This window comes from Aureimonas sp. AU20 (assembly GCF_001442755.1).
Taxonomy (GTDB): Bacteria; Pseudomonadota; Alphaproteobacteria; order Rhizobiales; family Rhizobiaceae; genus Aureimonas.
This window is the reverse complement of sequence record NZ_CP006371.1, coordinates 45,774-60,780: the sequence shown is the minus strand read 5'-3', so window position 1 is coordinate 60,780 and position 15,007 is coordinate 45,774. Positions and strand designations below refer to the sequence as shown.

The 15,007-nt window shown below is 64.3% G+C and carries 12 protein-coding genes and 1 pseudogene; 5 read left to right on the top strand and 8 right to left on the bottom strand.

Annotation, left to right across the window (positions count from 1 at the left end):
* Nucleotides 1–4 precede the first annotated feature (4 nt).
* Both M673_RS22705 and M673_RS22700 read left to right on the top strand, forming a co-directional pair.
* Nucleotides 5–1,553, top strand: a pseudogene (locus M673_RS22705) (gamma-glutamyltransferase family protein).
* Nucleotides 1,554–1,558: 5 nt separating this feature from the next.
* Nucleotides 1,559–2,776 (top strand): amidohydrolase family protein, encoded by a 1,218-nt coding sequence (locus M673_RS22700; protein WP_061979022.1) that lies wholly within the window; start codon nt 1,559–1,561, stop codon nt 2,774–2,776.
* Nucleotides 2,777–2,992: 216 nt separating this feature from the next.
* On the opposite strand, the gene M673_RS22695 is transcribed toward M673_RS22700, so the two are convergent.
* Nucleotides 2,993–3,778 (bottom strand): NAD(P)H-dependent oxidoreductase, encoded by a 786-nt coding sequence (locus tag M673_RS22695; protein WP_061979021.1) that lies wholly within the window; start codon nt 3,776–3,778, stop codon nt 2,993–2,995.
* A 93-nt stretch (nt 3,779–3,871) separates the two neighbouring features.
* On the opposite strand from M673_RS22695, the gene M673_RS22690 reads away from it, so the two are divergent.
* The gene (locus tag M673_RS22690) at nt 3,872–4,789 is read left to right on the top strand and encodes a LysR family transcriptional regulator (protein WP_061979020.1); all 918 of its coding nucleotides are present in this window, start codon (nt 3,872–3,874) and stop codon (nt 4,787–4,789) included.
* Between the two features lie 139 nt (nt 4,790–4,928).
* On the opposite strand, the gene M673_RS22685 is transcribed toward M673_RS22690, so the two are convergent.
* The 6 genes from M673_RS22685 to M673_RS22660 all read right to left on the bottom strand — a co-directional run bounded on the left by M673_RS22685 (nt 4,929) and on the right by M673_RS22660 (nt 9,648).
* Nucleotides 4,929–5,402, bottom strand: a complete 474-nt coding sequence (locus tag M673_RS22685) for a VOC family protein (protein ID WP_082640080.1) — start codon at nt 5,400–5,402, stop codon at nt 4,929–4,931.
* Nucleotides 5,403–5,599: 197 nt separating this feature from the next.
* On the bottom strand, nt 5,600–6,364 hold the full coding sequence (locus tag M673_RS22680; RefSeq protein WP_244493292.1) for a class I SAM-dependent methyltransferase: 765 nt from the start codon (nt 6,362–6,364) through the stop codon (nt 5,600–5,602).
* Complete coding sequence (locus tag M673_RS22675) at nt 6,361–7,050, bottom strand: YbhB/YbcL family Raf kinase inhibitor-like protein (RefSeq protein WP_061979018.1); 690 nt, start codon at nt 7,048–7,050, stop codon at nt 6,361–6,363. The genes M673_RS22680 and M673_RS22675 overlap by 4 nt, the downstream gene beginning before the upstream one ends.
* A 91-nt stretch (nt 7,051–7,141) precedes the next feature.
* Nucleotides 7,142–8,044, bottom strand: a complete 903-nt coding sequence (locus M673_RS22670; RefSeq protein ID WP_061979017.1) for a helix-turn-helix transcriptional regulator — start codon at nt 8,042–8,044, stop codon at nt 7,142–7,144.
* Nucleotides 8,045–8,266: 222 nt separating this feature from the next.
* Entirely contained in the window at nt 8,267–8,722 is a 456-nt protein-coding gene (locus M673_RS22665; protein ID WP_061979016.1) for a hypothetical protein, read from the bottom strand.
* A 416-nt stretch (nt 8,723–9,138) separates the two neighbouring features.
* The gene (locus tag M673_RS22660) at nt 9,139–9,648 is read right to left on the bottom strand and encodes a pyridoxamine 5'-phosphate oxidase family protein (protein ID WP_202814335.1); all 510 of its coding nucleotides are present in this window, start codon (nt 9,646–9,648) and stop codon (nt 9,139–9,141) included.
* Between the two features lie 710 nt (nt 9,649–10,358).
* Here M673_RS22660 and M673_RS25035 point away from each other — a divergent pair.
* Together M673_RS25035 and cysC are read left to right on the top strand one after the other, a co-directional pair.
* A complete protein-coding gene (locus M673_RS25035; RefSeq protein WP_061979014.1) occupies nt 10,359–11,042 on the top strand; it encodes a hypothetical protein in 684 nt (227 codons plus the stop codon).
* A 59-nt stretch (nt 11,043–11,101) separates the two neighbouring features.
* A complete protein-coding gene (gene cysC, locus M673_RS24765; RefSeq protein ID WP_244510325.1) occupies nt 11,102–11,941 on the top strand; it encodes an adenylyl-sulfate kinase in 840 nt (279 codons plus the stop codon).
* Nucleotides 11,942–12,313: 372 nt separating this feature from the next.
* On the opposite strand, the gene M673_RS22645 is transcribed toward cysC, so the two are convergent.
* Nucleotides 12,314–14,698, bottom strand: coding sequence for a bifunctional diguanylate cyclase/phosphodiesterase (locus M673_RS22645; protein WP_061979013.1), 2,385 nt, complete (start codon nt 14,696–14,698; stop codon nt 12,314–12,316).
* Between the last annotated feature and the right edge of the window lie 309 nt (nt 14,699–15,007).

Here is a 15,007-nt window from a genome sequence, read left to right as displayed (position 1 = left end):
GGCGATGGTGACGACCCCCCATCGACTGGCGAGCGAAGCGGGCTCACGTGTCCTGGCGAGGGGGGGCAACGCCGTCGAGGCAGCCGTCGCGGCGAGTGCGGCGCTCGCTGTCACCTATCCGCATTTTTGCGGGCTCGGCGGCGACGGCGTATGGATGCTGGCCGACCGTACGGGATACTCGGTGTGCCTCCTCGGTATCGGTCAGTCTGCGGAGCTCCTACCAGACGCCAATCCGATCCCGACGCGCGGGCCCCCTGTCGACGCTCACAAGCGCCGGCCTCGTCGACTCCTGGGGCGCGGCGCTCGATTGGTCACGTCGGACTTGGGACGGGTCCGAAGGGCTCGACATGCTGCTGGCGGACGCGATCGAACTGGCCGACGGCGGTTTCCCGATGTCCGACTCGCAGCGCTTCTGGCTGGATTTCCGCGCCGCCGAGCGAAGCGGATGGCCGCGCTTCGAAGCGCTGTTCGCCGTCGGGAAGGAGGCGCGCCCGTTTTGCCAGCCAGGCGTGGCCGCAAGCCTTCGCGCCGTGGCTCTCGGTGGAGCGCGAGAGTTCTACGAGGGCGAACTGGCGACGCGCATCGCCCGAGGCCTCGAGAACGCCGGCTCACCGCTGCGAGCCGCCGATCTGGCTGCGACGCGGACGCGCGAGGCGCCGCCGCTTCGGATGAAGTATCGCGGGCTCGAACTGCTGGCGCCCCCGCCTCCAACACAAGGTGCGACGACGCTCGCCATCATGGGCATTCTCGACCGGCTGCCGTCGCTGGCTGGGGTCGACGACCGCAGTGCGGACTTTCTGCACGTGGTCGTCGAGGCGGTGAAGCAAGCCTTTCTCGACCGCGGCGCGATCGCCGATCCGGACTTCACCGACGTGCCGCTGGGGCGCATGCTGAACCCGGAGCGTCTCGGCGCGAAGGCGGCTGCCGTTGATGCTGATCGGGCGCTGCCCTGGCCGCATGTTGTCCGCACCGGGGATACCGCCTTCATTGGCGTCGTGGACGGCAAGGGTCGCTCGGTCGCGCTTCTTCAAAGCCTCTATTACGACTGGGGGAGCGGCGTCGTCGCGGGCGACACCGGTATCCTCTGGCAGAACCGCGGTGCCGCGTTCGATCGAAGCGCGACCGGACCCAACCGCCTGCAACCGGGCAAACGGCCGTTCTACACACTGAACCCTGGCATAGCTTTGCGCGCCGGCGCTCCAGCCCTCGTCTACGGCACGCAGGGTGCGGACGGCCAGCCACAGACGCTCGCGCTCCTGCTCGCGCGGTTGATTGATCGCGGCCTCGATCCGCAGGCCGCTCTCGCTGCTCCGCGCTTCCTGCTCGGGCGCACGTTCTCCGATGCGCGAGACGCTCTGAAGCTCGAAGCGTCTGCCGGTGAGACGACCTTTGCGGACCTCGCGCTCCGTGGCCACGAAGTGTCCGCGCTGGTCGATCTCAGTCCTCTGGCAGGGCAAGCCGGCGTGATCGCGGTGGACGACGCGGGTGACGTGACCGGGGCGCACGATCCTCGCAGCGACGGCTGCGCGCTGGGCCTGAGCATGGAGACTTGAGCCGAATGGATTTCGTATTGCGCAACGCCCGCGTCGCGACGAGCGGCGACTTCGTCGATATCGGCGTCGAGAACGGGCGGATCGCGGCGATCACGCCAAACCTCGATGCCGCCGCGTCCGAATATGACGCGGCGGGACGGCTGGCGTTTCCCGGTTTCGTCGACTGTCATATCCATCTCGACAAGGCTTGCATCCTCGACCGCTGCGCGATCTGCGAGGGCACGCTGGCGGAGGCCGTCCGCGAAACGGCGCGAGCGAAGGCAGCGTTCACCGAGGAGGATGTCTACGCTCGCGCCGCCAATCTGGTCGAGCAGGCGATCCTGCATGGGACGATGCTCTTGCGCACGTTCGTTGAGGTCGATCCGCGCGCCGGCCTTCGTTCGCTGGCCGCCATCCGGCGCATCAAGCACGATTACGCTTTCGCGATCGACATCGAGATCTGCGCCTTTGCGCAGGAAGGGCTGACGCAGGAGCCGGAGACGGAGCACCTTTTGTCGGATGCGCTGGCCGCTGGCGCCGATCTCGTCGGCGGCTGCCCCTACACCGATCCGGATCCCGCTGGGCATGTCCGGCGTATATTTGACCTTGCGGAACGCTTCGGAACGCTGGTCGACTTCCACGTCGATTTAGATCTCGATCCCGAAGGGTCCGCGCTTCCCCATGTCATGGAGGAAACGGAGCGGCGCGGTTTCGGCGGGCGCGTCTCGGTCGGCCATGCGACGAAGCTTTCGGCGATCGAGCCGGAGGCGGTGGACGCCGTGGCACGGCGACTGGCGGCGACCGGCATCGCCGTGACCGTCCTGCCCGCGACCGATCTGTTCCTCACCGGCCGCGATATCAGACGCCTCGTACCGCGAGGCGTGGCACCTGCCCACCTTCTGCGCCGAGCCGGCGTTACCGCGACGATTGCCACGAACAACGTCTTGAACCCATTCACGCCGTTCGGCGATGCCTCGCTGATCCGCATGGCGAACCTTTACGCCAACGTCGCGCAACTCGCCCGCGACGAGGAGATGGAAGCCGTCTTCGCGATGGTCTCCGCGGATGCCGCCCGGCTGATGGCGCGTGACTACGGCTTGCGGATCGGCGCCCCGGCGGACTTCGTCCTGCTCGACGTTGCAACCTCAGCCGCTGCCGTTCGGGAAATCGCTGCACCGATCGCATCGTGGAGAAGTGGGCGTCTGGTCATGGAACGGCCTGCAGGTCGGATCTTCCATCCATAACACGGCTCAGGAACCGAATGCTTGGGATCTCCAACCATGACCGCCCCCGCTCGGGTAGCTTCTCCTTCGGGTTGAAACCGTAGGGCAGCTTTGCCGCTTATCGTGCCCAAAAGCTGCCGGTCCGATTTCGGCCCTTATCTGAAACCGACTGGAAGGCAGGGGAGGGTGGAAAGGCGACGGTCCGCTCCCGGCTAAGCGCGTAGCAGAACCGGACGTTCAATCTGGCATGCGGTGCGCCGCGAACCCAGTGACGTGCGCGGGTGCAGCTTCCTGGCGCAGTTCCATCGTCGGGATCGCGTAGTCGCCCCCGTTCTGCCGACGGAAGGGTATCGGCGTGTCCGTGAACAGGTCTGTCATACGCGTACGCAACTCCTGTGAGGTAGCTTCGAAGCCTCCCTCGTCCATCCGGTCGGCCCGGTAGCTCACGAAGGGCGGCAGAACCTCGTAGCCGGGATAGAACAGGACCCCGTGCTGGATCGGAAACAGGAGGTCGTCGATCGGTCCGTTGATGCCGCGCGGCCCGTAGTGCGAAGGCCAACCGCCGGCGGTGACGACGAGCATGGCACGTTTGCCGGCCAGACGTCCCTCTCCGTAGCGGTCGCCCCAGCGCGTGTCGCTGTGTTCGCCGACGCCGTAGGCAAAGCCATAGGCATAGACCCGATCGATCCATCCCTTCAGGATCGCGGGCATCGAGAACCACCAGAGCGGGAAGGCCAGGATCAGGGCGTCGGCCCACAACAGGCCTTCCTGCTGTTGCACGACGTCCCCCGTCAGTGCGCCTGACGCAAAGGCTTCGCCGGAGGCTTGCGGCACCCGCAGGCGCTGCCCGGGAGGCAGGGTGGGAAAGTCTGCGCGGTCGACTTCGCTCTTCCAGCCGGCGGCGTAGAGATCGGTAACGCGCACGGCGTGCCCGTCACTACGCAGTTGTTCCGCCGCCGCATCGCGCATGGCGTTGGTCAGTGAGCGGGGCTCGGGATGGGCGGAGACGATTAGGACGTTCATGGGACGGCACCTCTTCCGGTTCTCAGACCACGGAGCTAGATGCTCACACGTTCATCTGGAAGCTGGAGCCAATGCATATGATCGTTCCGTTTCGTGGATAGATCCGACGTTACGCTGGAGCGCATGCGCAGCTTCGTCCGAGTGGCGGAACGCGGCAGCTTCTCGGCGGTCGCGCGCGAGGAAGGCCTCGGTCAGGCGACTGTGAGCCGGCATGTGGCGGAACTCGAGCAGGCGCTGGGCACCACCTTGATCAACCGCACGACGCGCCGCCTTACCCTGACACCAGAAGGCGCGCGCTATCAGGAGGACGCCCGCGTCATCCTTCGGCTGGTGGACGAGGCGGGCGAGGGCCTGCACCAGGCGAGCGACGCCTTGTCGGGCTCGGTCCGCGTCTCCTGCACCGCTGCGCTCGGTGTCCGTCACGTCGCGCGCGCCCTGTTCGCCTTCCAGGACCGGTATCCCCGTGTCGAGATCGACCTCAAGTTGTCCGACGTGCGGATCGACCTCGTTCAAGAGGCCGCCGATATCGCGATCCGGCTTGGGGCGCTGGCCGACAGCTCGATGCATCGCAAGCACGTCGGCGCGTCGCATCGCATCCTCGTCGCCGCGCGCGACTATCTCGAACGACATGGGACGCCTACATCACCGGACGACTTGCGACTCCACCGCACGATCCGCATGAGCAACGTAGCCGATAGCGGAACGCTGGTCCTGCGGGGTCCGGACCGGAGCACCGCGACCCTGCCTTTCGGAGACCGACTGCTTATGGATCATGGGCTGGCGGCACGCGAGGCGATCGCGCTGGGCCGGGGTATCGCGCCCGCCCACCTTTGGCTGGTCGACGACCTCCTTGAAAGCGGCGTCGTGGAAAGGGTTCTTCCAGACTACGCGCCCGAACCCGTTCCTCTGTCGATCCTAGCCGTGCCGGGCCGTCTGCGTATTCAGCGCGTGCGCCTGCTGGTCGACGAACTGGTCACCTTCCTCCGGGGGCTGCCGGGTGTAGCCCACTAGATTGGCAGGTTCGCAGAGCAGGCCGACACGCCCTCGGACGTCTCCAAAGGGTCGAAAGCGGATGGACCACTCCGGAACGTCTGCTTCCTCCTCGCCAATCGGCTCAACTGGGTGGAAAGCGGACGCTGATCCAGCGAAATCAGTAGTCTTGCGCGATAGCTGGCGGTTGCATGAACTCGATCGTCGCGCCGTCAGGACCAACGGCGTAGATCACCCGCGTTCCGGCCCGCGCGCCGCTAGTGATCGGTTGCGGCTTGCCTTGCGCCGTCCAGCCGTAGGGGCCAATTCGCGCAAGGAGCCCGTCGATATCATCGACCACGAGGGCCAGATGCGCAAAACCCGGGTCGAACGGCTTCGCCGGCACGTTTGGCCGATCCAACCCCCGATATTCCAAGAGTTCGATCGTCTGATCCGCCAGCGAGACGATCGCCATGCGAACCTGTGCTCCATGCGCGCCCGTCACCTGACCAAGGAATTCGCCACCCATCTCGCCCGTGCGCACGAGCCGTGCACCAAGCCCATCGACCCAGAACCGAAGGGCCTCATCGAGGGAGGCGACCGCGAAGCCGATATGATCGGCGCGCTGCACGTGGATGTTGGCCTGGTCCGTCATGCGGTCCGTCCTACCAGCAAACGGACCGTTCGTCTGCAAAGGGTCGACAGCGGAACGGCGGCTTTCCGCTCGATCACACTGAAAGCTGCCGGTCTGCTTTCGGCCCGATTCACCCGGGTCGACAGATGGCGAAGAAGGATGAAAAGCCGATAGTCCGTTTCAAGTCGAAACAGGTGGGAAGCGGACTATCAGGCGGCCTAGAAAGCGGTTGCTCCGAACCAGGCCACATCCAATTCGAAGGACCCATCCGGCTCGATCGCAAAGTAGGCCGTCGTCGTCGCTGCGGCGCTGGTTTGCAGCGATCGGATCGCTGCGGCGGAGGCGGGCAACGTGGCGATGCGCGCCGTCCACGAAGCGAATTCCATGCGCAGCCGCCAGACCTGTATCTCGTCGATCCTGAAGCCGGCTCCCTCCAGCGTCGCCACCCATTCGGATGGTCGATAATCGCGAACGTGGGAGGGGTCGCGCAGAAGCTCCACGGCTTGCAGATGGGTGTCCAAAGCGGCAACCGGTGGTGCGATAACGTCAACGAACACCGCCGTTCCACCGACCTTCAGCACGCGCCGTGTTTCCCGCAGGCCGCAGGCCATGTCGGCCCAGTGATGAGCGGAGAAGCGGCTGGCGACGAGGTCGAACTCACCGTCGGCAAAGGGCAACTGTTCGGCGGGTGCGACCCTTCCCGTCACGTTCGCAAAGGTCCGGCGCGCCGCCTCCCGCTCCACGGCCGCGACCATGTCGGGGGACAGGTCGCAGGCGACCACCGTTCTGGCATGGGGCGCCAGGGCATAGGCGACATGCCCCCCGCCCGTTCCCAGATCCAGCGCCCGAGCCGGACGGCGCGCGGCGGCCAGGGCACGCATCCGATCGAGGTCGGCGCCGCCAGCATGTACGGGGCTGGCGACATAGGCGTCGGCTTGCGGGCTGAACTGGTTGGCGGCAAGGTCGTGCTGGCTAGGGCTCACTTCGTGTCCTCCCATCGGCTGTAGGTGGCGGATGCAGCGCCTCGTGCGAGAATGTGCCCCTCCATGGCGTTCGCCATGAGGTCGCCCGTGAACCCATCGGGCAGCGCGAGACGCTCGATGTCGAGCGCGAAAACCTCGACGACGTAGCGATGCGGTCGCTTGTCGTTGCGCGGTGGGCAGGGACCGTCGTAGCCGCCATAGGGACCCGCCATGTCGGGTTTGGAGGCTAGGAAGCTGGCGTAGACATTCGACCCACGCACGCCGTAGCTTGTCGGACCGGTCGGTTTGCCGCCTTTGGTGAAGCCGTCGCTGTCCTCGCCTTCTCGGAGCGAGCGCCTGTCGGCCGGGATGTCCGCCAAGACCCAATGGTCAACGCTGATGCGCGGCGCATCTTTCGCGATGACGACGCCGGGCTGCTCGATCTGGTCGAGCGCCGCAGGCACGTCCGGGTCCTGCATGCGCAGGGCATAGGACTGCGTCCCTTTCGGTCCTGCGGACCACGCGACGGCAGGGCTGATGTCGGCTGGGTTCGTGCCGGCGGACGGACAGAAGGCGTGACGGTCCGGCATGATCCCGTTCGACACCCCATTGCCCAGTGAAACGGTGAGATCCGTGGCCGACGCCGCCGTGACTAGAAAGAAGGGGGCGGCGAAGGCGAGGACGGACGCAAAGGTCGAGGCGCGCATGGGCTGGCTCCGGGTGGATTGGACACCGAAAAGCTACCTGCCGCAGGGCATGCGAGGCGGCCGGAAACGATCAGGAATGCGCCGGAAACGATCAAAACGATTTCGATGGTTCCCTCTGGCGATGGCGGGCGCTCGAGGGCCCTTCGCCGTACAGGCGACGGTAGTGCGCGGCAAAGTGCGAGCGCGACGCGAAGCCGGTGGCCGCCAGCGTGTCGGCGACGTCGGCACCGCGCTCGGATAGCAGGATGCGGGCCGCAGCCAAGCGCTCGGACAGGAGGAGTTTTGCGAAGCTCTGGCCTTCGGCCACCAACCGGCGCCGCAGGGTTGCCGCCGAGCAGTCGAGGTGTTGGGCGACCTCGGCTACGGTCCAGGGATGGTGCAGGCGATGCCGCACGATTTGACGGAGGGCATCGACGGTCGACTGCCCGGCGTATTTGGGGGTCAGCGACAGCGCGCCCCGTTCGGCCAGCACGAGAACCAGTTCGAGAAAGCGATGCTGTGCAAGTTGCGGCGAGATGGGATGGCGGATCGCTCGATCGTCCGCTCCGAACGCGTGGAGCAGCACATCAACAAGCGTCGAATCCATTGGGAGGAACCTTGGCTCGAACGTCGATCGGCCAACGAACTGGGGCCAGCGCCGGGCGGCCTCGACGATCAAGGGGCGCGGCAGGCGGACGAAGAGGGCGCGGTATTGGCCGGACGCGGGGTCGGGCAGATTGGTGACGTCCATCGTGACGCCCGCGCTCGCGACGAAGGCCTCCCCAGGATGATAGGTCGTCTGGTCGATGCCGAACCGGACCTCCTTCGTGCCTTCGAGCAGCAGGACGAGCCCGTCGCTGGGAAGTGTCATCGCCTTGAAGTGTTCACGGTGGCGGGCGACGAAGGCGTAGACCGAGGGAACATCGTTCTCACGCCCGAGTGAGCGCGTATCGCGGCGCGCGAGAGGCAGGAGCCGCTTCCATGGTTCGCCTTGGGAGCCCTTTTGAACGTTCATGAACTCGACGACCCAGCCTGTTAGCTGGAAGCACCCTACGCCAAGCGAGTGCGCATGTCCGCTGTTGGGACGTAGTGATCACGGGATCGAACGTCTGAGAGGGGGCAAATGCAGAACGGCAGCTTTCACGTCCGTTTTGCAAAAAGCGGACAGGAAGCTTTCGGCCCTTTGGAACATTCGGGATGTCTTCCGGCTCGCGCGCTTCCTGCCTGGATCGTGGGCTTAACCTTTCCGCTTGAACGCCCGCTTCATGTTCCGTTTGGCTTCGGCCAGAACACCCTTCACGACTTCAATCCTGTTGGCGCTTAGCCGGTCTGCAATGTCCTCGCCGACCATGCGGTAGACGGTCGAGATCTGCGAGCGGATTTCGTTGCCGGACTTCGTAAGGGTGACCGTGTTGCCATCGATCTCGACCAAGTTCCGGACCAACAGCCGTTCATAGGCCTTCGCAGCGATGAGCCGACGCACACCAAGTTCATCGGCGGCCTCCGTGAGATCGGTGGGGGCGCGGGGGTTGAGCGCGAGCATGTAATCGTCTTCACCCGGCGAGAGGGCGATGGTCGCCAGATGCATCATGAGCAGGTCACGGGTCAGCTTCGAGACCTCGATCATCGAGAGCGCCAAGGCTTCCTTCTCGGCGTCCGTAATAGGACTGGCTTCGAGAACGGTCGGGGACATGGCTTCACCTTTCCTGGAAACTGCTTGAGCACAGTTGTCGGACCTTAAGCTGGCACAGGGCTGGAGGGACGGCGCAGCCCATTACTTTTGGGGATTGCATCACTCGAACTTCCGCTGACCGCAGCGTTCCGCGAACGTTTCTGCCAGCGTCTCGTGATAAGCCGTGAAGGTCTGTCCAAAGAGTACGTGTCGTTCGTCAGGGGCATGCGCGGACAGCCGTCTTTGAGAACACGATGCAGTTTGCCCTGCTACGATCCGATTGGACCGCACGCAGATCTGGCATCGGTTCGATCGGAAGCCCAGCTTCATCGCTCCGAATGACACTTCCGCTGGGGTGGCTCCGCTGAACATGCGCCCCGCACCGCATGGAGCCCAGTTGGCCAAGCGCGGTACGGGGTTCCCATGTCAAATTAGGCTCAAATCCCGATGCGTTCGTTCTCGACCTTATATGGTTCTCCGGTTGCCGCAGCTTTCACGAACGAAAGGGCGGACGAAACCAGCGATCCGCTAGGCGCGTCCCAGTACTCGGCTCCCTCGGCACTGACCTTGACCAGGACAGTGTTCGGATCCTCCGGTCCTTCCGGGAACCACGCCTTGACCCCGGCGTCCCACATCTCCTTCAGTTTTGCGACGTCGCGCACGATCTCCGCCCGGCCATTGACGGAAACCCACTCGCTTCCGGAGGCGTATGTGACGTTGACGCGCGACTCGCGACCGATCTGCCGGGCCTTACGCGTGTTATCGTGCGATACGAACCAGAGTGTCCCATCGAACTCGCGTTCCACCACCGCCATGGGACGCGACAGCATTTCGCCGTCCTCACCCCTCGTGGTGAGCATGCAAATCTTGTTGGCGGCAATCATCTTGCCGACTTTCGTTACCGCTTCGGCGTGGTTCTGATCGGGCGGCGAGAGGGCTTCGGTCACTGAACGTCTCCGTGAACGTTGGGCTGGGCTGGGTTGGGTTGGGTTGGGTTGGCCTAAATCGAAAGCGCTCCGGTCTTAGAGGTCACAATGGCCTGAACGTTCACGATCCGCTGACACAAATACAGATCCCGTTTGGTTTGGTTCCCGAAGCCTTTGGGCATAGCAACCGAGACTTTGCGTCGCTGTCTGGCCCGTCTTAGCGTCTCAAATGAGTCGATAGCGGAATAGCCGCTTTCATCACGATCGGCACGGAAGCTGCCGGTCCACTATCGACGCGCAGCGGCTTTGTTCGTTGGTCAGGATGCCACGGCATCGCTTCCTCCTCCCGCCTGGCTGCGAACTCACATCCATTCCGTGCTCATGATCCCATCCGAGCGGAAATCGCTCTAGCGCGGCGCGGGGGCCGGAGGTGTCGGCACCCCGCTCTCCCCGTCGGCGTCGTCTAAACCCCATCCGCCCGCAAGCCGACAGGGGCCGCCCGACCATCCGTCCGGCCGCTGCCGCCGAGCGACGCGCGTCGGCCTTGCGGCTTAAGGTCAGCTTGCGGCTCGCGGGACCCTCTCTCTACACAGGCTCGGAAAGGGAACACGAGGGACCTTATGCCATCAACGAGTCTGCAACCAAGCCTGGAGGGACTCGAGTACGCCGGTTGGGTCCAGCCAACCCCTGGCTTTCGCCTCTGGCACACCGCGCCCGAACCGGTGGACCAAGTGCAGATCTTCGGCCAGCGATGCAGCGGAACCAACGTCCTTCGCAAGCTCGTCTCCACCAATTTTGGGGCCGAGGCGATCACCGATTTTTACGGGTTCAAGCACTGGTTCGTCCCCGAACAGATCCTGTTTCCAGCCAACGTTCTCATCATGGTCGTGGCGCGCGATCCGTTCGACTGGATCCGCAGCTTGCATCGCCAGCCCTGGCACGCCCATCCCGATCTGAAGACGCTGGCCTTCTCCCAGTTCCTGCGAGCGGAATGGCACAGTTACTGGGACGCTGAGTTCGGCGGGATCGAACCGCGCCATCCCCTGTTCGGCCGCGAGATGCTGCACGAGCGCGATCCCGCGACACGGCTCCGGTTCGCGAACGCGCTGCGCAAGAGGGCGGCGAAGCTGCGGTCGTGGAGCGAACTGACGACACGATGCAACCATCTGGCGCTGCTCGACCAGGCCGTCCTCGCATCCACGCCGCACGTGGTGCTCGACGCGCTCGCGCAAGCGCTCGGCCGCGCACATCAGGCGGACCTCACCGCGCTCCAATCCTACAAGGGCAACGGGCTTACCCCGTTCCAGCCTCGGCGGTACGACCCGCTGACGCCCGAAGACGTCGATTTCGTGCGCTCACAGCTCGATCCCGACGTCGAACACCTGTTCGGCTACGACATCGCGCGCTCGGTCTAGAGGTTGTTCCGGAACATGAACAGGTCTTGTGTCGGATCAGCGCAAATCTTGCTGACGCTGTGGATGACGTCGCTTACTCATCCCTTCGGGTCGTCCGCTCCGAACGGACGGCGGGCGTCGCCGGTTTTGCCGGCAGCACCGCTCCCGCCTCCATTCGGTCCCTGCCCGGCAGATCGGTACGGGTGGAGGAAGGCGTGTCTATGCTCCAGAACAGGCTCCAGGAGATGTCGAGCATGAGCGCGTGCGATTCCGAAATAGCATTCGACGCAACGCCGCAGCAGACGCTCCAGGTCGGGGCGCAGCGTCGAGCAGCGCTTCTGGGGCAGCGTCCCGTCGTGGTCTGGCTGACCGGCCTGTCGGGCGCCGGAAAGAGCACGATCGCCGATCAGGTTGACCTGCGGCTTCAAGACCTGGGCTTTAGCACTGTCGTGCTGGACGGCGACAACCTGCGCCGCGGCCTGAACGGCGATCTCGGTTTCACCGACGGCGATCGAAGCGAGAATGTCCGCCGCGTCGCCCATGTCGCTGACATGATGGCGGATGCAGGTCTGATCGTCATCGTGTCGCTGATCTCGCCCTATCGTCGCGACCGGGACGAGGCCAGGCGCATCGTCGGCGCTGTCCGGTTTCTTGAGGTCTTCGTCGATGCGTCGATCGAAACCTGCGCCCGTCGCGATCCCAAAGGCCTCTACGCCCGCGCGCGGTCCGGCGCCCTGCGACTGTTCACCGGGATCGGGTCTGATTACGAGCGCCCGCTCGCGCCGGACCTGCACATCCCTTCGGACCGGCTGGACGCACCATCCTCCGCTCGCCTCCTCCTTCAGACGCTGCTAGACGGCCGCTTGGCGCTCCCAGCCTCCGACGCGGCGACCCAGGCGCCGTCCGGACGCGCGCCCTAGAGCGGTCGCCCGCCAGGGCGATGACAATGGTTCCAATCGGTTCGGAAACCACTCTAGCTTCTGCCATCAGTCGAAAGCTGAATGGCATCTGTGAATGCCCCCGGGATGCAAGTGGTTTTTGTCGGGTGGCACGATGTCGGATGCTGCCATCTGTCGGGCCTCCGGATGCAGCCATCAGCTACGGGCGCGTATGGGAGTTCGTAGACTGGATCCAAAACAGCTTTTTTCGCTTGATCGCGCTCTGCCATTCCTTGGTTCTTCCAGCCCTGTCTCACTGAGCGTTGTGCCATACCTCCTTCGCCGAGCTCGCGTCCCGACGGCCTCTGACGACGAAGGCAGATCCAACCGCTCCCCCTGCCGTATCTCAAGACATCACGCGGTAAGTCGCGCCTCGCAGCGCTGTGCTTGCATCCGATACAGCACCTCGAACGCCTCGAACCCCATGGGTTTGCCGAAGAGATAACCCTGCGCTTCGGCAACGCGTCCCTGCAGGTAATCCGCTTGGCCCCGGGTCTCGATACCCTCGGCAATGACATCCAGTCGACACCCTTGGGCCATGCGGACGATGGCATCAACGATGCCTTGATCCTTCTCGTCCGTCTCGATGTCCCGGATGAACGATCGATCGATTTTCAGCCGGGTTATGGGAAGCTGCTTCAACATCGTCAGCGACGCAAAGCCTGTTCCAAAATCGTCGAAGGCGATGCCCACACTCATCGCACGCAACCGGGCGAGGTTGCTTTCGATCACTCGCTCGTTGCGCAAGACGATGTTCTCGGTGATTTCCAACTCCAATGCGCTCGCCGGCAGCCCCGTCGTTTGCAAAGCGTCCTCGACCTCCTCGACGAAGCCGGGTGCCCGCAATTGCGCAGCAAACAGGTTCACACCAATGCGAAAATCATCCCGACCAGCCCGTATCTTCATGGCGTCCCGGCAGGCTGTGCGCAGGATCCAGTCGCCCACCGGTAACGCCAGATGCCCCGCCTCCAGGACCGACAGGAAAGCAGCTGGAGATAGCACACCCTTATAGGGATAATTCCACCGGATCAGCGCCTCTGCGCCGACAAGACGGCCGTCGGTCAGATCGACCTGCGGCTGATAGTAAAGTTCGAAGTGCCTCTTGTCCCAAGCTTCCTGGAGGTCCTCGGCAACACTTCGCCGCGCGTTTGAAGCGCGCCGTAGTTCGGGCGTAAAGAGTCTGACTCGCGCGCGCCCATTCGCCTTTGCGTCATAGAGGGCAAGGTCTGCACCAGACATGAGATCGGCTATGCCGACGTGCTCGATCTGTGAGGGCATTACGCCGACGCTGGCCGAGATATGAGCGATCTGGTGTTCGATCGTGATGGGCGTCTCGACCGCCTGAATGATCCTTTGCCCGATCGATGTACCCTCCAGAGGGTCCGCGCTACCAGGGAGAAGGACGGCGAACTCGTCGCCGCCCAAGCGGGCGATAAGATGGCTCGGATCGACGAGGGCCCGCACGCGCTCGGCGACCACGCGCAGAACCTCATCGCCGCCCGAATGCCCGTACGCGTCGTTGACGCTCTTGAAGCCATCCAGATCGAAGACAACGAGCGAGAAGGGCAAGCCGCTCGCCTGGTTCTGTTCAACTAGTTCGGCGAGGGTGTCGTGAAAGCGGGGACGGTTGGCAAGGCCAGTCAACGCATCGGCGAAAGCGAGCGTTCGAATACGTGCCTCGCTGCGCAGACGCTCGCTCTGATCGCGAAAGGCGATGACGGTTTGCAGCCGTCCCGCTAGCCGCACGTCGCTGCGCAGCACGCGAACGGGTACGAGATCGCCGAACACCGAGACGAGATCGGCATCCACTTCCTCACGCTCAGGCAGGCTCAGGCAATCGAAATTGGGCACGAGCGTGCTGAGCGCCATGCCCGACAGATCGTCCCGCCGGAAACCTGACAGCTTGGCAAGGCTATCGTTGGCGGTGATGATCCGCTCGTCCTCGCAGATCGCCAAGCCCTCCAGTGCAAGGTTGGCCAGTTCTCCCAGCCGGACGCGCTCGGTACGCAGCTTGATTTTGGCGTTGAGGGTTAGGCGAACGCCAATAACGGAAACGGACAGGAGACCAAACGAAACGATCGCGACAACCGGGGCGAGATGCTCCGGTGCAACCGTCCAAGCGGGTAGAGGAACGCCTGGGTCGAACGTCAAGCGCATTGCGGCCATGCCGCCAAGATGCAGGATGGCGATAGCCGACACCAGCAAGGGTGCACTCATCGAGTTGACCACACGCTTTCGCTCGACGGACGCAAGCGTCGCCAACCCAAACAGCGGCAGGCTGACCAAGATGGTTGTCGCAACGAGTTCGTGGTCCCACTGGACATGGCCACGCACGACGTAGGCCGCTTGACCGACATAGTGGAGAACCGTAACGCCGAGGCCGATCACGACGCCGCCACCAAAGCGTCGCCATCGCTCACGCCGTCCGAGCGCCAACATCAGTCCGGCCCCGATGCCCAAAATGGCCAGCACGAGCGAGAGCGCCGTGGTGACAGGCTCGAAGCCAGACTGCATTCCGGGCTGAAAAGCGAGCAACGCCACCATGTGGGTCGCCCAAGCCGTGCAGCCGGCAGCCACCAATGACAGAACAGCCCATTTGCGGCGTGCGGCGCCCTCGCAACGTCCCGCCTGACGCGCAACAGAGAACGATCCGTGCACACCGATCACGCAAACCACCGTTGCCAGCGTCAGTAGAGCCGGATCGTTCAGGACGCCAAGGCAGGTGAGGACCAGATCCACGCGAAATACCTCCAGCGCAGAACGTTAGAGGACCGAAGTTAAGGACTCAGCCAGTCGTTCTTTAGGATTGTGTGCGGATGTTAGTCGAAACGAACTCCATGCGCAGCCGCCAGACCTGCACATCGTCGATCCGAAAGCCGGATCCCTCCAGCCTCGCCACCGATTCGGATGATCGGTAATCGCGAACGTGGGAGGGGTCGCGCAAAAGCTCCAAGGCTTGCAGATGGGTGTCCAGAACCGCAACCGGTGGTTCGTGCCGGCGGGCGGACAAAAGGCGTGACGGTCCGACAGGATTTCGTTCGACACCCC